We start from the raw sequence: 19,565 nt of genomic DNA, 5'->3' as shown, positions 1-19,565 counted from the left end.
CGGCCCGCCATGACCGTCTGCGTAGCCCTGCAACAGGGCTACCGGCCTTGGCTACCATCCTTACCGAGCGCGCCGCCTTCGCAAGATACAGACCACCGCCGCCCGGCCACGGCACTACGCCACCCGGCAAGGTGTCGAGGCGCCATCGCCTCGACCGCCGACGCCTTCCATCTGCGCAGATGCCGTATCGCGGTCTCGTCAAGACTCATCTCCAGCATGACTCACGGCCGCGGCGACCGACCTTGCGCGGTTCGACGCCTGGCTGGATGACACACCCACAGCATCAACCCGCAGATCCCCCTTCGCGTTCCCGCTGTTCACTGGTCAACGACGGAGAAGGACTTCGCCAACAGGGTCGCGGATCCGGCGGACCGTACGAGGGCCGAGATTAGGTCGCGATGGTTACGGCCTTGCCTGCTTCACTGGCGTTCTTCTGTCCCGTTGTGGCTGTCTAGCCGGCTTGGGCGACGAGTTGTTGGACTTCGGCCTCATAGGTCGCGGCGAGGTAGTCGTCGCGTTGAGTCAGGTACTGGCCGACGGCGATGAAGACGTGCAGCAAAGTCCGCCAGGCTTCCCACACGATACGGGCTCCGGCCTGGACTTCGAGTCCGCCCTTGTCGCTGGGCTGGGCGGCCCAGAGCCGTTCCCCTTGGGTGCGGGAAACGGACAACGTTTCAAAGGCATCCACTGAGACTTCCACGGCTGTGACGTGCTGCGATCGTCACCACCACCGGCTGCAACGCGACGGAAAGCGCGGACGTCTCGCACGTCAGAATGCGCCGCCACGACGGACGCGATCTGGCCCCATGGGCGTCTGCCACCGGCCGGGCGCCCTGGATGTGACCGGCACGGCCACTGACCGAGGGTCTTCGCGTCGCTGGTCGGACTGTGGCGGCCACGACTCTTTGGACAGCTTTGACACGAACTCCCTTGCGTCGTACAAAAGTTCGTCCATATGGTTACGGCGACCAACTCGAAGCGTTCTTTGAGTGCTATCTGTTTAAAAGGGGGAACGCCATGCGTTTTCGAACAGGGTCCATTGCCACCGCCGTAGCCATCGCGGGAGTGATGACTTTCCTCAGCAGCGGCGTGGCGAACGCGTCCGCCGCAAAGTGCAACTACGGCAACTGTGTTGAGGTCGTCGGCAAAGACCTGTACGTCGGCGCCGTAAATGTGAGCGAGGAGAAAGGCTACCTTCGTTCCGGCTATTACTTCGCCAAGTACGTCATCGGCAGCAAAGAGACCTGGAGTTGGACGCCGTGGACCAGCGGCGGCCACACGATCTATTTCCCCAAGCTGAGCGACCGCAGTTACCCAAACGGCACGGCTATATGCGGTGGTGTCGAGCCCACGAAGGCGGAGCTTGACCTCTGGAACGAGGCTTGTGTGACAGTGCACAACTAGACCGTCCCGTCCGGCTAGTGAGCCGGATTCGAGTTCCTGCAGCACCACGCGAGGTGCGTCCAGCACCGAGCCGCTGGTCGGCTGACCGCCGATCATGCAATCGGTGACGCGGAACCCCGGAATCGGACGCCAGGCAGGAAAGCCCCGCGCAGTGGAGCGTGGGGCTTTCGTGTGCCGACAGTCACGGTCGCTTCAACCACGGGCACCCGGCCTGTGAGGATCAACACCAACCCGTCAGTCGACAGCGCCCTGACTGTTGCGCTCGTCCCGGTCTGCGGCTCCCTGAGCCTGAAGGTCCTCGCCGCAGCGGCAGGCAGCAGGCACGGCAATGGCCCATCCGACCCCGGCGGAGCGGACCATCGGCGGCATCTCCCCCCTCGGCCAGTGCAAGAGACTGCCAACGGTTCTGGATGACTCGGCACAGGCACACGGGCGGTCTGCGTGTCGGCCGGGGCAGCGGGTGCTCGCGGCGGAACTGGCACCGAGATGCCGGCGAGACTGACGGAAGCGGCCGTGGCACCGATCGGTCGCGCGTAGCCTCTCGACGACTGCCTCGCCTTCGGCTGAGCAGGCAGTACATGTCGAAGAATACCCGCAAACGCAAGTGGCGCCTCAAGAAAGGCCGCTCCAACCACGGCCACCGCCCAGCGTAGGAGAGTCACGTCCTCAAACGCCGACCGGGACTTGATCTTTCAGCCCGCCCGGCGTCTGAGGACGAACCCCTACCACGCCGGCCCGGCATCTTCAGCCCGCCCGGCTCTGAGGACGAGGCCGTTCAGGCCGACACGGGGGGCTGGGGGCGCAGCCCCCAGGGTCGGGACGGGTAGGGGCGGCGAGGGCGAAAGAAACCCCGCAACCCCGACGGCGCCACCCTTACGCCATCGGCGCCCCATAAGGATCCTTGGGAACACCCCCGTGTTCCTGATACTGCTCCGGATCCCGAGGCCCGAACAACGCCGTCAACCCAAGATGTACCACCAGCGCAGCCAACGACCACGCCAACAACGCCCCCTTCGCCCCCAGCTTCAGCGGCGCAGAAAACGCAACCCCCTTGCCCACAGCCTTCGCCTGGGCGATCACGTCCTGCGGCGGCCCCAGCCACACCCCGAGCTTCCAGGCCAGCAACGACGCGAGCAGCCCCCCGGCCCCCAGCGCCACCGCCAACGGCACACCCCCACGCCGCCGCCAGAAGAAGACCCCGAGCGCACTCACCGCACCAAAGGCCACGGCAAGCAGCGTGAACGTTCCGTCCACCCCGATCGCCTGCTCCCCCTCACTGTCGGCGAGATAGACGACCCAGCTCTTGTCGACCACGTCCCCGACGAGCGGCACATGCGGCGCAAGCCACCACCACAGGACCCCGAGCAGCGCGCCCGCGACCGTCACGGCCACCGTGATCACGGCGGCCTCCCGCACTTCGGTCTTCATTCCGGGCCCGTCCTGTCCGTACGTGCCGTCCCAGGCGACGTCATGCGTCACAGGAGCCACGTACCCGGCAGCCGGTGGCTGCCACGCATTCTGCGAGGACTGTTCATGCGGCGGCGGAGGCGGAGTCAACGGTGCGGTCACCCTGCCATCGTGCCAGGCGCGTCTGTGCGGCGCGTCACCGGACGGCCGCCCGACGGTACGCCCAGGTGGCGACGGCCAGCGAGACCACGCCGACCCCGGCGCACACGGCGAGGTCCCCGGCCACGAAGGCCCAGTCGGGATGCGCCCCGAAGGTCCGAGCGAACGCCTCGACGCCGTACGTCGACGGCAGCAGATCCCGCGCGAACCGCACCACCCCGGGCATCCGGTCGGCCGGCAGCACCCCGAGCAGCAGCGCCGCGGACATGCCCAACTGGCCCAGCAGAGTGGCCAGTTCGGGCCGCGGTGCGAGCAGCCCCAGTGCCGCGCCCAGTCCGGCCAGCGCCGCCCCCGCCAGCGGGATCACCGCGACGAGCACCCACAGATGCGCCAGCGGCAGCCCGAACAGCACACACCCGAACACCGCCGTGACCACGGTCCCCGGCACGGTGAAGGAGGCGTACGCCCCGGCCGCCCCGAGCACCACGGACGCAGGCGGCACCGGCAGCGTCGCGTAGTGGTCGAGCCCGCCGCTGGCCCGCAGCTGCCCGAAGTACTGCGCGAGCAGATTCAGCGCGACGAACGCCACCACGAGCACCGACGCCCCGGCGACGACCGACTCGGCCTCGCCGCCGCCGTCCACGACCCCGCGCATCAGGATCATGATCCCGATCGACTGGAAGGTCGCCACGAACAGCAGCGGGATCCGGGCCACCCGCGCACGCGAGAGCTGCGCCCGGTACACGGCGACGAGGGCCGGCCACAGCCGCGCCCGCGGCCCGAGCTCGGCCGCGCCGCGGCCGTCCTCCTCCACGGCCAGGGCACCGCCCGGCAGAATCCCGGCGGGTACGACACTCACGACGCGCTGCTCCCCTTCTCACTCGGGCCCACTGGGCCCACCGAGCCGATCGCTCGTAGGGACCATACGGCCGCGGCGGCCCGCGCACTCACACCGACGACAACGCTCACGCCTTCACCAGCCCCTGTTGCGCGGCGCCCCCCAGCGCCAGGTACACGTCCTCCAGGCTGGGCGTGGCCAGCGTGAAGTCGTCGAGCGCGGCGAAGGCACTGCCCCCGGTCACGGTGGCGACGATCGCGCGGGCCTCCTCGGGGGCGAGCCTGAGCGTCCAGCGGCGCCCGGACTCGGCGGCCCGCTCACGCAGCGCGGCGACCTCGGGCACATGCAGCGGTGCGCTCTCGCGCCACACCAGCTCGACCCGGACCTCCCCGGCGACCTGCTCCTTGAGCCCGGCGGGGGTGTCGCAGGCGATCACCCGCCCCTGGTCGAGGACGGCGACCCGGTCGAGAACCGTTTCCGCCTCGATGACGTTGTGGGTGACCAGCAGAACCGTCGTCCCGCGCTCGGCCCGCCGCCGGTCCACGGCCGCCCACACGGCCCGCCGGGCCACCGGATCCATCCCGGTGGTCGGTTCGTCGAGCACCAGCAGGGGCCGCTCCCCGACCAGGGCGGCGGCAAGACACGCCAGCCGCCGCTGCCCGCCGGACAGCTTCTTCAGCGGCCGCCCGGCCAGGGGCGTGAGGCCCAGTTCCTCCAGTACGGCATCCCGCTCTGCCCGCGCCTGACGGGCCTCGAGGCCGCGCAGCCGCCCGGTCGTCTCGGCGGCCAGCGACACGGTCAGTTCGTCGAGGGCGCTGGACTCCTGCCCCAGGTAGGCGAGGATCCGCGCGGCCCGCTCGGGGTGCCGCACGATGTCGTGCCCGAGGATCTCGACCCGCCCGGCATCGGGCCGCATCAGCCCGGTCAGCTGCCGTACGAGAGTGGACTTGCCCGCACCGTTCGGCCCGAGGAGACCGAAGATCTCGCCGCGCCGGATGTCGAGGTGCACATCGTCGGTGGCCCGCACCGCGGGCGTCCCCGGCGCACCCCGCCGCCCCCGCACCGCCGGATAGGTCTTGGTCAGTCCGCGCACCGCGCACACGACGTCCCCACCGTGCCGAAGTGCCTGTGCCGCGCGCGTACTCACAAAGGACGAGGGTACGGGGTCCGCGGGCCCCGCCCGCTCTCGGGTTGGTCCAAAGCGGCACAACCGCCAGTAAAGAACCCTGTGAGGAACACGGGTCAGAACACCGGTGAGGAACTACTCACCCGCGGGAGCGTGCTCCGCCGCCGTCCGCACGTCGATCTCCCGCCAGAACCCGGCCCGGATCGCATACCGGTCGTGCTCGTCGATCTGGTCGTCCTTGTGGGCGAGCAGACCGAACCGGGCGGCGTAACGCAACAGCTCCCCGTCGATGCGGTGCGGGACACGCGGGTACATCCCGGACAGCTTCTGCAGATGGCTCTGGTCGCCCAGGCGCTCCATCCACCGCCGTGCGAACACCTGCCCGACCTCGTACGGGTCGCCGCCGACCGTGGTGATGTCCTCCTCGCGGTCGGCCCACCGCTGCTCCGCGGTGGTCAGCTGGGCCAGCGTCGGCATCGAGGCGGCCTCCGGGGCCTCCGCGGGCGGCCGGTCGACCCAGCCCTTGTCGGAGGACCAGCGCAGGGTCGCGTTCGCGGGATGCCGGTCGGGCTGCACCCCGGGGGCGCGCAGCGCGGCCAGGTCCTTCGGGGTGGGCACGCCCTTGGGCGCGGGCACCCGCTCCTGCGTGCCGTTCTCCGAGCGGGCCGCTGCGGGCGCGTGCTCGCCGTCCTCGGCGCTCCGCTCGGCCGCGCCGAGCGCGGACTCCGGCAGCGGCGCGGAGAGGATCGCGGCGATCTCGGGCCGCGGCACGGGCGGCGGTGCGCAGATCCCGCCGAGCTCCTTGGCCCGTACGGCCTTGGTGATCCACGTACGGTCGAGGACGCGCCGCTCGTCGGCCTCGGCGACCAGGTCCTCGGACTGGTTGTAGTCCCCGTCGGCGGCCTGCACGGCCCACAGGTGTACGGCGACGCCGTGCTCCTTGGCGGCCATCATGCCCGGCAGCAGATCACCGTCGCCGGTGACGAGGACGATGTCGGAGCAGGCGCGGTTGCGGGCCAGCTCGGTGAGCTCGGCGTGCATGGCGGCGTCGACGCCCTTCTGCGCCCAGCGTCCGTCACTGCGGGTCAGGGCGCCGAGCCGGACGGTGACCCGGGGCATCACACGCAGCCTGCGGTGTTCGGGCTGCGGGACGCGGTCGGGGGCGCCGTCGAACCAGTAGATGCGCAGCAGCGGTCGTTCCGTGTCGGACTCGGCGCGTTCGCGAAGGGCCTGGATGAGGGCGGCGTGATCGACGGTGATGCGGGAGCGGGAGGGCTCCCCGGCAAGGAGACTGGCGGCGGCCCCCAGCAGATACCCGGCGTCCACCAGGACGATGCAGCGGTCCACGCGATCCACCCTCTTTCCGGGAGGTTTGCTTCGGGCTTCCTTCGAGTCTGCCCGACTGCGCGGGGGTTAACGGCCCGAACTCGATCTTCGGCGTGGCGTTTCAGGCCCTCGCGCTCCGACAAACCATGTCACCGACGGTAATTATCCGAAATGCGCTCGTTGTCAGCCTATGTGAATCTGGTCGCGGCCCTGGCCCCTAGATCCCCCACAGGAGGCAGATCACCATGGCCAAGAACAAGAAGCAGAACCGCAAACAGCCGCAGTCCGAGCGCAGTCCGCAGCAGACCCAGCGGTCCTCGATGGAAGCGCAGGCCGAGCAGCACGCCCCGCACCTCACGCCGGGCGACATGCCCCGCAAGGGCCGGCAGAAGAGCTTCGGTCACAACTGACATTCATAACGGGTTGTTGAAACCCAGGCACAGCCGAGGGGCGCACCCCGTTCAAGGTGCGCCCCTCGCGCTTGCTCATCTGCTCAGCCGGCCAGGCAGGACGGTCCGAGCAGCACCTTCAGGTCTCCGAAGAGCGCCGGATCGGGCTTCACGCGATGCCGGTCCAGACGCAGGACGGTCGTCTTGGTCGGGCCCTGGAGCTTGATGCGGACCTCGCTGTCGCCCTTGTGGTGGCTGAGGATCTCGCCGAGGCGGCTGACCATCGGCGGGGTGACCCTCGTCGCCGGGATGGTGAGGATCACGGGCGCGTTGGTGCCGGCGTTGGACAGGTCCGGGACCTGGAGCTCCATCGCCACCAGCCGCGGCACGTCCTCGCGCTTGTCGAGGCGGCCCTTGACGAACACTACGGCGTCCTCGACGAGTTGGGTCGACACCAGCTGGTAGGTCGCCGGGAAGAACATGCACTCGATGGAGCCCGCGAGGTCCTCGACGGTGGCGATCGCCCAGGCGTTGCCCTGCTTGGTCATCTTGCGCTGCAGGCCGGAGATGATGCCGCCGATGGTGACGACCGCGCCGTCCGCGTGCTCACCCCCGGTGAGCTGGGAGATGCCCGCGTCGGCCTTGTCGGACAGCACGTGCTCCAGGCCGAAGAGCGGGTGGTCGGAGACGTACAGACCGAGCATCTCCCGCTCCTGGGCGAGCAGATAGGTCTTGTCCCACTCCTCGGTGGTGAACTCGACGTCGAGTCCGAAGCCGGGCTCGTTGCTCTCCTCCTCGCCCATGCCGCCGAAGAGGTCGAACTGGCCCTCGGCCTCCTTGCGCTTGACCGCGACCACGTTGTCGATCATCGACTCGAAGTGCGCGGTGAGGCCCTTGCGGGTGTGCCCCAGGGTGTCGAACGCGCCCGCCTTGATCAGCGACTCCGTGGTGCGCTTGTTGCACGCGACCGCCTCGACCTTGTCGAGGTAGTCGGGGAAGGAGGCGTACTTGCCCTTGGCCTGGCGGCTCTTGATGATCGACTCGACCACGTTGGTGCCGACGTTGCGGACGGCCTCGAGGCCGAAGAGGATCACGTCGTCGCCCTGGGCGGCGAAGTTGTGCACCGACTCGTTGACGTTCGGCGGGAGCACCTTGATGCCCATGCGGCGGCACTCGTTGAGGTAGACCGCCGACTTGTCCTTGTCGTCCTTGACGGAGGTCAGCAGCGCGGCCATGTACTCGGCCGGGTGGTTGGCCTTGAGGTAGGCCGTCCAGTAGGACACCAGGCCGTACGCGGCGGAGTGCGCCTTGTTGAAGGCGTAGCCGGCGAAGGGGACCAGCACGTCCCACAGGGCCTGGATGGCCTCGTCGCTGTAGCCGTTCTTCTGGGCGCCGGCCTGGAAGATGGTGAAGTTCTTCGCCAGTTCGTCGGGCTTCTTCTTGCCCATCACGCGGCGCAGGATGTCGGCCTCGCCGAGCGAGTAGCCGGCGATGATCTGGGCGGCCTTCTGCACCTGCTCCTGGTAGACGATCAGGCCGTAGGTGACGTCCAGGACCTCCTTGAGCGGCTCCTCCAGCTCCGGGTGGATCGGGGTGATCTCCTGGAGCTTGTTCTTGCGCAGCGCGTAGTTGGTGTGCGAGTCCATGCCCATCGGGCCGGGACGGTAGAGCGCGGAGACGGCGGAGATGTCTTCGAAGTTGTCGGGCTTCATCAGACGCAGCAGCGAACGCATGGGGCCGCCGTCGAACTGGAAGACGCCGAGGGTCTCGCCGCGCTGGAGCAGTTCGAAGGTCTTGGGGTCGTCCAGCGGGAGGCTGAGCAGCTCCAGGTCGATGCCCTTGTTGGACTTCACCATCTTGACGGCGTCGTCCATGATCGTCAGGTTGCGCAGGCCGAGGAAGTCCATCTTCAGCAGGCCGAGCGACTCACAGCTCGGGTAGTCCCACTGCGTGATGGTCACGCCGTCGGTGTGGCGCACCCACACGGGCACATGCTCGGTGATGGTCTCGCTGGACATGATCACGCCGGCGGCGTGCACACCCATCTGCCGGACCAGGCCCTCGACGCCCTTGGCGGTGTCGATGACCTTCTTCACGTCGGGCTCGTTCTCGTACATCCCGCGGACCTCGCCCGCCTCCGAGTAGCGGGGGTGCGAGGGATCGGTGATGCCGTTGAGGTCGATGCCCTTGCCGAGGACGTCGGCGGGCATGGCCTTGGTGATGCGGTCCCCCATGGCGTACGGGTAGCCCAGCACGCGCGCGGAGTCCTTGATCGCGTTCTTGGCCTTGATCTTGCCGTACGTACCGATCATGGCGACCTTGTCGGCGCCGTACTTCTCGGTCACGTACCTGATCACCTCGACGCGCCGACGCTCGTCGAAGTCGATGTCGACGTCGGGCATGGAGACGCGCTCGGGGTTGAGGAACCGCTCGAAGATCAGGCCGTGCGGGATCGGGTCGAGGTCGGTGATGCCCATGGCGTAGGCGACGATCGAACCGGCCGCGGAGCCTCGGCCGGGGCCGACCGCGATGCCGTTGTTCTTGGCCCACATGATGAAGTCGGCGACGACGAGGAAGTAGCCCGGGAACCCCATCTGGATGATGACGTCCATCTCGTACTCGACCTGCTTCTGGCGGTCCTCGGGGATGCCGTCGGGGAAGCGGCGCTCCATGCCCCGGCGGACCTCCTCCTTGAACCAGGTGACCTCGGTGTAGCCCTCGGGGATGTCGAACTTCGGCATGAGGTTCTTCGCCTCGAACATGCCGCTGGTGTCGATCTGTTCGGCCACCAGGAGGGTGTTGCGGCAGCCCTCCTGCCAGGCGTCCGAGGAGTCGATGGCGTACATCTCGTCCGTGGACTTCAGGTAGTAGCCGGTGCCGTCGAACTTGAAGCGGTCCGGGTCGGAGAGGTTCTTGCCGGTCTGGATGCACAGCAGGGCGTCGTGGGCGGTCGCCTCGTGCGCGTACGTGTAGTGCGAGTCGTTGGTGACCAGCGGCGGGATGCCGAGCTTCTTGCCGATGTCGAGCAGGCCGTCGCGGACCCGGCGCTCGATCTCGATGCCGTGGTCCATCAGCTCCAGGAAGTAGCGGTCCTTGCCGAAGATGTCCTGGTACTCGGCGGCCGACTTCAGCGCCTCGTCGTACTGGCCGAGCCGCAGCCGGGTCTGGAGCTCGCCGGAGGGGCAGCCCGTGGAGGCGATCAGGCCCTCGGACCACTGGGAGATGGTCTCCTTGTCCATACGGGGCCACTTCTGCAGCCAGCCCTCGGCGTACGCGTCCGAGGAGAGGCGGAAGAGGTTGTGCAGCCCCGTCGAGTTCGCCGCCCAGATCGTCTTGTGGGTGTAACCACCAGAACCGGAGACGTCGTCGCGCTTCTGGTGCGGCTGGCCCCACTGGATCTTGCGCTTGTTGCGCCGCGACTCGGGAGCGACATAGGCCTCGATCCCGATGATCGGGGTGACCCCGGCCTTCTTCGCGGAATGGAAGAAGTCGTACGCCCCGTGCAGGTTGCCGTGGTCGGACATGGCGATGTGGGTCATGCCCATCTCGTTGCACGCGTTGAACATGTCCTTGAGCCGCGCGGCACCGTCCAGCAGCGAGTACTGGGTGTGGACGTGCAGGTGCGTGAACGGCGGCTTTGACACGGTTCGGCCTCCAAAGGAAACGCTCGGCGAAGGGCTGGCGGACAGTCCTGGGGTCAGCGTCGAAGTCTATGCCTCGGGACTGACAATCCGGGGGCTGCCCCGCGTACCTTCACTGCGAGGATCGCGGGCACTTCCGCGCACCCTCGACCGTTGGCAGAAACAGAAACGCCGTCGTACACATCCAGGCACCAGGAGGCACCCCGCGATGTCGGTTCCCCAGCTCAACGACGAGCAGCGCGGCGAGGAGATCCTCGCCGTCTTCGACACCGCCTTCGGCCGGCTCCTGGCCGCCGACCCGGCCGCGTTCCGCGTGAAGTTCCGCAAGATGGCCGCCTCGGCCTTCGCTTTCTACCGGGGTACGGCGTGCCTCTTCTACCACGATCTGGAGGCGGAGAAGCGGGGCGGCCCGTACCTGGACGAGCGCACCTCGCGCGTGTGGATCCACGGCGATCTGCACGCGGAGAACTTCGGCACGTACATGGACGCGAACGGCCGCCTGATCTTCAACGTCAACGACTTCGACGAGGCGTACGTCGGCCCCTTCACCTGGGACCTGAAGCGCTTCTCGGCCTCCATCGCCCTCATCGGCTACGCGAAGGCGCTCGCCGACGACCAGATCACCGAGCTGGTCGAGGTGTACGCGGGCGCGTACCGCGAGCGCATCCACGCCCTGGCGACCGGCGCGAAGAGCGACGAGGTGCCTCCCTTCACGCTCGACACCGCGCAGGGACCGCTGCTTGACGCCCTGCGTGACGCGCGCTCCCTTACCCGCTTCGGGCTGCTGGACTCGATGACGGAGATCCGCGACTTCGAGCGCCGCTTCGCGCCCGGCGGCGGCTCCATCGAGCTGGACGCCGCCACCCGCTACAAGGTCCTCGCCGCCTTCGACGGCTATCTGGAGACGCTGCCGGACGCCTCCCTGGCCCGCCCTGACTCCTACCGGGTGAAGGACGTGGTCGGCCGCCGTGGCATCGGCATCGGATCGGCCGGTCTGCCCTCGTACAACATCCTGCTGGAGGGCCACAGCGACGCCCTGGAGAACGATGTGGTGATCTACATCAAGCAGGCCCAGACCCCGGCTGTCTCCCGGCACATCACCGACCCGGCGATCCGCGACTACTTCCAGCACGAGGGTCACCGCACGGTGATCTCGCAGCGCGCCCTGCAGGCGCACGCCGACCCGTGGCTGGGCTGGACCGAGCTGGACGGCGCGGGCCAGCTGGTCGCCGAGGTGTCGCCGTACGCCGTGGACCTGGACTGGGGCGACATCGACGACCCCGAGGAGATCGCGGCGGTCATCGCCGACCTGGGCCGGGCCACGGCCACCATGCACGCGGCGGCGGACGACCAGTCGGGCGAGTCCCTGGTGCCGTTCTCCACCGAGCGCGCCATCGACGCGGCGATCGCCGCCGACGAGGACGGTTTCGCGGGCATCCTGACCGACTTCGCGCACGGCTACGGCGCACGCGCGCGTGCCGACCACCAGATCTTCGTGGACCTGTTCCGCAACGGCCGGATCCCGGGTCTCTAACGGTCTGCTGTCGGTCCGCTGTCTCACAGCGCACTTTTAGGGGTCCCTTACAGGACCACATGACAGACTCTCCACACCATGGACATATCCGGGACCCGCATCAGAGCGCTTCGCGCGGCGCTGTTCACGGCACTTGTCGTGACGCTCAGCACCGCGTCGCACGTGCTGCTGTCGCGGGTCCCGCTGCCGCTCAACACGGTGGCCGCGGTCGCCGGCGCCGTGTTCACGGTCGCCTACGCCCTGGCCGGCCGTGAGCGCGGTTTCGCACGGATCGCCGCCCTGCTGATCCCGCTGGAGCTGGCCGCCGACACGGTCTTCACCACCGGCCAGCACGTCTGCTACGGCCGCGCGGGCGGACCCGTCGCCGGCCCCCTGCGCTCGGTCGGCTTCGACGTGCTGTGCGGCAACGGCACCGGCATCGGCTCCGGGGCGACCGCCCCGCTGGCGCGCGTGACCGGCACCGGCACCGACCGGCTCGCCGCCCTGCTCGCCCACGCCGACCCGGCCACCGCCTGGCTGCTGCTGGCCGCTCACGTCGGCGTCGGTCTGCTGGCCGCCGCCTGGCTGCGCCGCGGCGAGCGGGCGCTGGCCCAGCTGGTCCGCGCGGTGGCCGCGACCACCTTCCGTCCGCTGCTGCTGGCGGTCGCCGCGGTGACGGTCCGGCCGGCCGCACCGGCGCCCCGCGTAGGGCACACCGGGCGCCGCGCGGCCGGCGCCCGCGAGCGGATCCTCGTGCACTCCCTGGGACGGCGTGGCCCGCCGTGCTCGGTCGTCCTCACCTGAGCGACACCCGGTGCGCTGCCCGGCACGCACCGCGATCGGGCACAGCGCCTGAGCACGACCAGTCCCCCACACGTATCCCGCGTACGACATATGCGGGTCCCACATGGAGAACACCGACATGAGCAAGCGGAACAGCCAGGCCTCGAAGACGGCGGCCCGAGAGCGGCTGCGGCAGGAGCGCGAGCGCCAGGCCAAGAGGGCCAAGGCCAAGCGGCAGGCCATCGTGGCCGGTTCGGTCGTGGCCGTACTGGCGGCGGCCGGCGGCATAGGTTACGCCGTCGTCCAGGCCAACAAGCCCAGCTACTGGGAGGGCCTGAAGGACGCCAAGGTCACGGCCCCCGCCAACACCACGGGGACCAACGGCACCACGGTCGTCATCGGCAAGAGCACCGCCAAGAAGACCCTCAAGGTCTACGAGGACCCGCGCTGCCCCGTGTGCGCCCAGTTCGAGCAGGTCGTCGGTCCGACCTTCAAGAAGGACCTCGACGAAGGCAAGTTCAAGTTCCAGTACGTCGGCGCCACCTTCATCGACCGGAAGGACAACGGCCAGGGCTCCAAGAACGCGCTGAGCGCTCTGGGCGCCGCGCTGAACGTCAGCGACGATGCCTTCCTCCAGTACAAGACCGCCCTGTACTCGGCGAAGTGGCACCCGGACGAGAAGGTGGACAAGTTCAAGGACGACAGCTATCTCCTCAAGGTCGCCCAGACCGTCCCCGCGCTGAAGGACAACGCGAAGTTCCAGGACGCGGTCAAGAAGGGCACCTATGACGCCTGGGCGATGGCCATGTCGAAGAGCTTCGACGACAACAAGGACGGGGTGTCCGGCACCCCGAGCTTGGTCATGGACGGCAAGAAGCTCACCACCAACGGCCAGCCCGACGGCTACCCGCCGATGACGGTGGCCGAGTTCAACTCGCTGGTCGGGGCGGCTCTCAAGGGCTGATTCAACGTGCGGTGAAAGAGCGGGCGAACTTTTGCGGTTCGCCCGCTCTGACGAGTACCGGTCAGTAACCTGGTCGCTCGTGACCAGTCGATTCAGAGCCGCCGACGGCTCCAACTCGCTTTCCCCACGCCGCCGTACGGTCGTCAAGGCCGCGGCGGCGACCGCTGTCCTGGCCGGACCGCTCGCCGCCGCGCTCCCGGCCCGCGCGGCCGCGGACGTTCCCGCCTTCCTGCACGGTGTCGCCTCCGGCGACCCGCTGCCCGACGGCATCCTGCTGTGGACCCGGGTGACGCCCACCGCGGAGGCCATACCCGGTTCGGGGCTCGGCCCGGACACCGAGGTCAGCTGGGTCGTCGCCAAGGACAAGGCGCTGACGAACATCGTCGCCAAGGGCTCGACCACCGCGAGTGCCGCCTCCGACCACACCGTCAAGGCCGACATCCGGGGCCTGGAGCCGGCCACCGACTACTGGTTCCGGTTCTCCGCCGGACCCACCGACTCCCCGGTCGCCCGCACCCGCACGGCTCCCGCCGCCGACGCCGCCGTGCCGGGCCTGCGCTTCGGCGTGGTCACCTGCGCCAACTGGGAGGCCGGCTACTTCGCCGCGTACCGCCATCTCGCGGCTCGCAGCGACCTGGACGCCTGGCTGCACCTCGGCGACTACATCTACGAGTACAAGTCCGGCGAGTACGCGGCCCGCGGCACCGTCGTCCGCCCGCACGCGCCCACCAACGAGATCCTCACGCTCGCCGACTACCGCACCCGGCACGGCAAGTACAAGACCGACCCGGATCTGCAGGCCCTGCACCACAAGGCGCCGGTCGTCGCGATCTGGGACGACCACGAGTTCGCCGACAACGCGTGGTCCGGCGGCGCGGTCAACCACACCGAGGGCGCCGAGGGCACCTGGACCGACCGCAAGGCGGCCGCCAAGCAGGCCTACTTCGAGTGGATGCCGGTCCGCCCGGCGATCGCGGGCACCACCTACCGCCGGCTGCGCTTCGGCAAGCTCGCCGACCTCTCCCTCCTGGACCTGCGCTCCTTCCGCTCCCAGCAGGCGTCCACGGGCTCCGGCTCGGTCGACGACCCGGACCGTACGATCACCGGGCGGGCCCAACTCGACTGGCTGAAGGCCGGGTTGAAGGCCTCCGACACCACCTGGCGGCTGGTCGGCAACTCGGTGATGATCGCGCCGTTCGTCATCGGCTCGCTCACCGCCGACCTGCTCAAGCCGCTGGCCAAGCTGCTCGACCTGCCGCAGGACGGCATCGGCGTCAACACCGACCAGTGGGACGGCTACACCCACGACCGGCGCGAGCTGCTGGATCTCCTGCACTCGAACAACATCGGCAACACCGTCTTCCTGACCGGCGACATCCACATGTCGTGGGCCAACGACGTGCCGATCGACGCAGGCACCTACCCGCTGTCGCCCTCGGCCGCCACCGAGTTCGTCATCACCTCGGTGACCTCCGACAACCTCGACGACATCGTGAAGGTCCCCGAGGGCACGGTCTCCACGATCGCCTCGCCGATCATCAAGGCGGCCAACCGGCACGTCCACTGGGTCGATACCGACCGCCACGGCTACGGCGTCCTGGACATCACCGCCGAGCGCGCGCAGATGGACTACTACGTGCTGTCCGACCGCACGAAGGCCGACGCGACCTCGGCCTGGGTGCGTTCGTACCGCACACGCACCGGCACGCAGAAGGTCGAGCGGACCTACGACCCCGTGTAGAAGGCTGGATGTCGGGAGGGTCTCTAGAGGGTCTCGAGGAAGCCGAGCGCCACCCGCCAGGTGGCCTCGGCGGCCTCCTCGTCGTAGTCCGGCAGGCCGGGGTCGGTGTAGAGGTGGCCCGCCCCCGCGTACCGGTAGATCTCGACGTCCGCGCCCGCCCTGCCCATCTGCAGATACCAGGCGCTCAGCCAGTCGTCCGTCTCGAACGGGTCCGGCTCGGCGACATGCAGCTGGACCGGCAGCTCGTCCACGGACGCGTTGGCCGCGATGTCCGACGTGCCGTGCAGAAGCAGCAGCCCGCGCGCCTTCTCGTCGCCGAGCGCGAGGGTCTGGGCGATGGAGGCGCCCAGCGAGAAACCGGCGTACACAAGGCCCCGCTCCGAGTAGGGCGCGGCGGCCAGGACGGCTCTCTTGAGCAGCTCGTCCTTGCCGATCTCGTCGTTGAAGGCCATGCCCTCCTCGACCGTCTCGAACGTACGTCCGCCGAAGAGGTCCGGGGTCCACACCTCGTGCCCGGCGCGGCGCAGCCGGTCCGCGGCCTCGCGCACCGCGGGCCGCAGACCGTAGGTCGAGTGAAAGAGCATGATGTTCATGAGGCCATCGTGCCAGCCGGCACTGACAGCGCCGCCTTGTGGCCATACCCCGTACGCGCCCGAACTCACATGTTCATGACCCCCCGGAGCCGGTTAGGTTCGCAGACATGGAGAACGTACTCCGCCCGCTGATCGTGATCGGCGGCTCGGTCGTGCTCACGCTGCTCATCGGCTGGGCCACCGATCTGCTGCTGCGCAAGGCCGACGAACGGCACGGCGAGACCCCGCTGTGGGGACTGCTGCGCCGCGGCCGCATCCCCTACCAGCTGGTGCTGTGCTCGGCCATGCTCAGAGGCTCCTACGACGAGGCGCAACTGCTGCAGGAGCACGAGGTCGGCATCGGCCGGACGCTGACCCTGGTGCTGATCGGGTCGACGGCCTGGGTGGTGATCCGTATCGCGGCGGCCGTCGTGGAGACGTCCTACTCCCGATACGCCCGCCTGCACCACGACCCGGCCCGGGTGCGGCGCGTACGCACCCAGGTGTCGCTGATCATGCGGGTGGTCGCGGCGATCGTCGGCGTGGTGGCCGCGGCCGCGATGCTGCTGACGTTCCCGGCGATGCGTGCCGCGGGCGCCTCGCTGCTGGCCTCGGCCGGCATCCTCGGCATCGTCGCCGGTGTCGCCGCCCAGTCGACGCTCAGCAACCTGTTCGCGGGCCTGCAGATCGCCTTCGGCGACATGGTGCGGCTCGGCGACACGGTCGTGGTGGACGGCGAGTGGGGCACGGTCGAGGAGATCACGCTGACGTTCCTGACCGTTCGGACCTGGGACGAGCGCCGGATCACCATGCCGGTCTCGTACTTCACCTCGAAGCCCTTCGAGAACTGGTCCCGCGGCAGCAGCCAGATGACGGGCATCGTCTACTGGCACCTCGACCACTCGGCGCCGGTGGAGCTGATGCGCGAGAAGCTCCGCGACATCCTGCGCGAGTGCCCGGCCTGGGACGGCCGCGACTACGGCCTGGCCGTCACGGACACCACCCCGAACACCATGCAGGTGCGGGCCCTGGTGACGGCCAAGGACGCGGACGACATATGGACGGTCCGGGTGACTGTCCGCGAGCAGATGGTCCGCTGGCTGTGCGAGCAGCACCCGTACGCGCTGCCCCGCGTCAACACCGCGGACGCGGCCCTGCCGTCGAGCCGGCGCTCCTTCGACGGCTTCTCGGACGGCGCGGCCCGCCGCACACCCGCCCCGAGGACCGGCCGCGGCTAGGGCCTGTCCGGCGGACAGGCCCCAACGGTCTCAGTGGCCGCGCTCCGCACCCCCGTTGACCTGGATCACCTGCGAGGTGACGTGCCCGGCGCCCGGTGAGGCGAGCCAGTGCAGGGTCGCGGCCACGTCGCCGGGGGTGCCGGCGCGCTTGTCCAGGGTGTCCTCGACGAGCCGTGCGCGCCGCGCGGGGTCGATCTGCGGGCCGAAGAACTCGGTGTCCTCGATGTACCCGGGCGCGACCACGTTGGCGGTGATCCCGCGCGGCCCCAGCTCCCGGGCGAGGTCGTGGGCGTACGGGTGCAAGGCGGCCTTGGCGCCGCCGTACGCCCCGCTGCCGGAGCCCCGGTAGGCGGCGATGGAGCTGACGAACAGCACCCGTCCGCCCGGCGTGGCCAGCCGGTCCTTCAGGGCTTCCGTGAGCAGGGCCGCGGTGAGGGTGTTGAGCCGGAAGTTGAGGGTCCAGTTGTGCGCGACCCGGTCGAGCGGGTCGTCGCTCTCGGCGGCGGGCTCCAGCTGCCCGGTGCCCCCGGCGCTGTGGATCAGTACGTCCACGGTCCCGAACTCCCGCTCCACGAAGTCGGCGACCCCGCGCACGGCGGCCGGATCGCTGAGATCCGCCGCGTAGGTCGAAGCGCCCGGCACCGCGGCCTTCTCCAGCACCTCCGCCCGCCGTCCGAGCAGCAGGACCCGGTCCCCGTCCGCCGCGAAGACCTGCGCCGCGGCAAGCCCAATCCCCGTACCGCCACCACTGATTACGACATTACGAGCCATGATTCGACCCTACGCACGGACGGTCGCCGAACGCGAACGACTTCCCTGACGTCACCGCAGACTGCGCACATCGAGGTGACGCAGCACCCGGTCGACGATCTCCGGATCCGCCCCTGGCTCGCTGCGCGCCGCCAACACCTCGTGCCGTGCCGCGCTGAGCATCTCGCCGTGGATCCGCCGCACCCGCTTCAGCCGGCGCATCCGGTGTTCATGCGCCTCCCGCCGCTCCTCGTCCGCCATGTCCGGGCTGATCCGCACCCCGATGTCGAACGCCCGCCGCAGCATCTGCTCGGACAGCTCCTCCGGCAGTTCCTCGGCCGCCTCGATCTCCTTCAGCCGCCGCTTGGCCGCCTTGGCCGCCCGCACGGCGAGGGACTTCTCGAACTCCTTCTCCCGCTCCGTGTCGGCCTGCACCCCCAGCCGCTTCACCAGCCACGGCAGGGTCAGTCCCTGCAGCACCAGCGTCCCCATGATCACCCCGAAGGCGATGAAGACGATCTCGTCCCGGTCAGGGAAGGCCGAACCGTCGTCGGTCTTCAGCGGAATCGCCAGCGCCAACGCCACCGAGGCCACGCCCCGCATCCCCGACCACCACATGACGACGGTCTCCCGCACACTCATCGGGATGTCCTCGTCGTGGTCCCGTTTGGCGTGCAGCCGCTTGGTGAGCCAGGTCGCCGGCAGCAGGTAAACCAGGCGTACGACGACCACGACGGCCACGATCGCGCCCGCCCAGCCGAGCATCTCGCCCCACCGCCCGGACGCCGTCCGGATCGCGTTGTGCAGTTCGAGGCCGATCAGCCCGAAGGCGACGCCCGTGACGAGCGTGTCGACGATGTCCCAGAACGCGTGCCCGGTCAGCCGGGTCAGCACGTCGTCGGCGTCGGTGGCGTACTCGGCGAGGAACAGGGCGGTCGTGAGCACGGCGAGCACACCGGAGCCGTGCAGCTCCTCCGCGAGGACGTACGAGGCGTACGGTACGAGCAGCGTCATCCCGATCTGCAGGGTCGCGTCGCCCAGCAGATCCATCAGCCTGTTGGCGCCCCAGCCGAGCGCGAGCCCCACCGCCACGGCCACCACGGCGGAGAGCACCAGGTCGAGCGCGGCCCGTCCCGGTGTGAAGCTGCCGCTGACGGCGGCGGCGATCGCCACGTGGTACAGCACGATCGCCGTGACGTCGTTGAACAGACCCTCGCCCTCCAGGATGGACACGAGCCGACGCGGCAGCCCGAGCTGTCCGGCGACCGCGGTCGCGGCGACCGGGTCGGGCGGTGCGACGAGCGCGCCGAGCGCCACGGCGGCGGCGACGGGCAGCCCCGGCACGATCGTGTGCGCCACGACGGCCACGCACACGGTGGTGACGAAGACCAGCGCCACCGCCAGCAGGAAGATCGGCCGCCGGTTCGCCGCGAACTGCCGCCAGGAGGTGCGCCGCGCCGCCGCGTACAGCAGCGGCGGGAGCAGCAGGGGCAGGATCAGATCCGGCGGGACGTCAACGTTCGGCACGAAGTCGGCCACCGCGAGCACGATCCCGAGGAGGGTCATCAGCACCGGCGCCGGCAGTCCGAACCGGTCCCCGACCGGGACGCTCACCAGGGCCCCGAGCAACAGCACGAACAGCAGGGCCAACTGATCCACGGTCAGCACTCCGGGAAGGTCGACATACGGGCAGCGGCTTTCAAGCCTGCCATGC

16 protein-coding genes are annotated in these 19,565 nt (G+C 69.5%); 7 read left to right on the top strand and 9 right to left on the bottom strand.

The genetic code is table 11. The features are described from left to right. Positions 1 to 451: 451 nt before the first annotated feature. Positions 452 to 688: a hypothetical protein gene (locus tag ACIBW9_RS05460; protein WP_398951417.1), complete on the bottom strand. Its 237-nt coding sequence runs from the start codon at positions 686 to 688 to the stop codon at positions 452 to 454. Positions 689 to 1,017: 329 nt separating this feature from the next. Between ACIBW9_RS05460 and ACIBW9_RS05455 the strand changes: the two genes are divergently transcribed. Beyond that, a complete protein-coding gene (locus tag ACIBW9_RS05455) occupies positions 1,018 to 1,404 on the top strand; it encodes a hypothetical protein (protein WP_398951416.1) in 387 nt (128 codons plus the stop codon). 873 nt (positions 1,405 to 2,277) lie between these two features. Here the strand turns inward: ACIBW9_RS05455 and ACIBW9_RS05450 are convergent. From ACIBW9_RS05450 to ACIBW9_RS05435, 4 genes are all read right to left on the bottom strand, one after another. Further along, positions 2,278 to 2,973: an AAA family ATPase gene (locus tag ACIBW9_RS05450; RefSeq protein WP_398951414.1), complete on the bottom strand. Its 696-nt coding sequence runs from the start codon at positions 2,971 to 2,973 to the stop codon at positions 2,278 to 2,280. A 34-nt stretch (positions 2,974 to 3,007) separates the two neighbouring features. Next, a complete protein-coding gene (locus ACIBW9_RS05445; RefSeq protein WP_398951412.1) occupies positions 3,008 to 3,829 on the bottom strand; it encodes an ABC transporter permease in 822 nt (273 codons plus the stop codon). Between the two features lie 106 nt (positions 3,830 to 3,935). Beyond that, the gene (locus ACIBW9_RS05440; protein ID WP_398952119.1) at positions 3,936 to 4,910 is read right to left on the bottom strand and encodes an ABC transporter ATP-binding protein; all 975 of its coding nucleotides are present in this window, start codon (positions 4,908 to 4,910) and stop codon (positions 3,936 to 3,938) included. Between the two features lie 159 nt (positions 4,911 to 5,069). Further along, positions 5,070 to 6,281: an NYN domain-containing protein gene (locus tag ACIBW9_RS05435; RefSeq protein WP_398951410.1), complete on the bottom strand. Its 1,212-nt coding sequence runs from the start codon at positions 6,279 to 6,281 to the stop codon at positions 5,070 to 5,072. Between the two features lie 224 nt (positions 6,282 to 6,505). Between ACIBW9_RS05435 and ACIBW9_RS05430 the strand changes: the two genes are divergently transcribed. Then, positions 6,506 to 6,670, top strand: a complete 165-nt coding sequence (locus tag ACIBW9_RS05430; RefSeq protein WP_398951408.1) for a hypothetical protein — start codon at positions 6,506 to 6,508, stop codon at positions 6,668 to 6,670. Between the two features lie 83 nt (positions 6,671 to 6,753). On the opposite strand, the gene dnaE is transcribed toward ACIBW9_RS05430, so the two are convergent. Then, positions 6,754 to 10,293, bottom strand: a complete 3,540-nt coding sequence (gene dnaE, locus ACIBW9_RS05425) for a DNA polymerase III subunit alpha (protein WP_398951406.1) — start codon at positions 10,291 to 10,293, stop codon at positions 6,754 to 6,756. A 205-nt stretch (positions 10,294 to 10,498) separates the two neighbouring features. On the opposite strand from dnaE, the gene ACIBW9_RS05420 reads away from it, so the two are divergent. From ACIBW9_RS05420 to ACIBW9_RS05405, 4 genes are all read left to right on the top strand, one after another. Beyond that, positions 10,499 to 11,824, top strand: a complete 1,326-nt coding sequence (locus tag ACIBW9_RS05420; protein WP_398951404.1) for a DUF2252 domain-containing protein — start codon at positions 10,499 to 10,501, stop codon at positions 11,822 to 11,824. A 78-nt stretch (positions 11,825 to 11,902) separates the two neighbouring features. Then, a complete protein-coding gene (locus ACIBW9_RS05415) occupies positions 11,903 to 12,607 on the top strand; it encodes a hypothetical protein (protein ID WP_398951402.1) in 705 nt (234 codons plus the stop codon). 118 nt (positions 12,608 to 12,725) lie between these two features. Then, entirely contained in the window at positions 12,726 to 13,550 is an 825-nt protein-coding gene (locus ACIBW9_RS05410) for a thioredoxin domain-containing protein (protein WP_398951400.1), read from the top strand. A gap of 79 nt (positions 13,551 to 13,629) precedes the next feature. Beyond that, positions 13,630 to 15,291 (top strand): alkaline phosphatase D family protein, encoded by a 1,662-nt coding sequence (locus tag ACIBW9_RS05405; protein WP_398951398.1) that lies wholly within the window; start codon positions 13,630 to 13,632, stop codon positions 15,289 to 15,291. A 23-nt stretch (positions 15,292 to 15,314) separates the two neighbouring features. Here the strand turns inward: ACIBW9_RS05405 and ACIBW9_RS05400 are convergent, their stop codons facing one another. Continuing rightward, entirely contained in the window at positions 15,315 to 15,884 is a 570-nt protein-coding gene (locus ACIBW9_RS05400) for a dienelactone hydrolase family protein (protein ID WP_398951396.1), read from the bottom strand. A 107-nt stretch (positions 15,885 to 15,991) separates the two neighbouring features. Here ACIBW9_RS05400 and ACIBW9_RS05395 point away from each other — a divergent pair, with 107 nt between their 5' ends. After that, positions 15,992 to 17,101 carry a mechanosensitive ion channel family protein gene (locus ACIBW9_RS05395; RefSeq protein WP_398951394.1) on the top strand — a complete coding sequence of 370 codons (1,110 nt, stop codon included), beginning with the start codon at positions 15,992 to 15,994 and terminating at the stop codon, positions 17,099 to 17,101. Between the two features lie 30 nt (positions 17,102 to 17,131). On the opposite strand, the gene ACIBW9_RS05390 is transcribed toward ACIBW9_RS05395, so the two are convergent. Further along, the gene (locus ACIBW9_RS05390) at positions 17,132 to 17,872 is read right to left on the bottom strand and encodes an SDR family NAD(P)-dependent oxidoreductase (protein WP_398951392.1); all 741 of its coding nucleotides are present in this window, start codon (positions 17,870 to 17,872) and stop codon (positions 17,132 to 17,134) included. 51 nt (positions 17,873 to 17,923) lie between these two features. Beyond that, positions 17,924 to 19,510, bottom strand: a complete 1,587-nt coding sequence (locus tag ACIBW9_RS05385) for a Na+/H+ antiporter (protein ID WP_398952117.1) — start codon at positions 19,508 to 19,510, stop codon at positions 17,924 to 17,926. Positions 19,511 to 19,565 lie beyond the last annotated feature (55 nt).

Source organism: Streptomyces sp. NPDC049541 (assembly GCF_044465725.1).
Taxonomy (GTDB): Bacteria; Actinomycetota; Actinomycetes; order Streptomycetales; family Streptomycetaceae; genus Streptomyces.
Note: the sequence above shows the minus strand (reverse complement) of the source record. Positions and strands in the feature narration are given on the sequence as shown.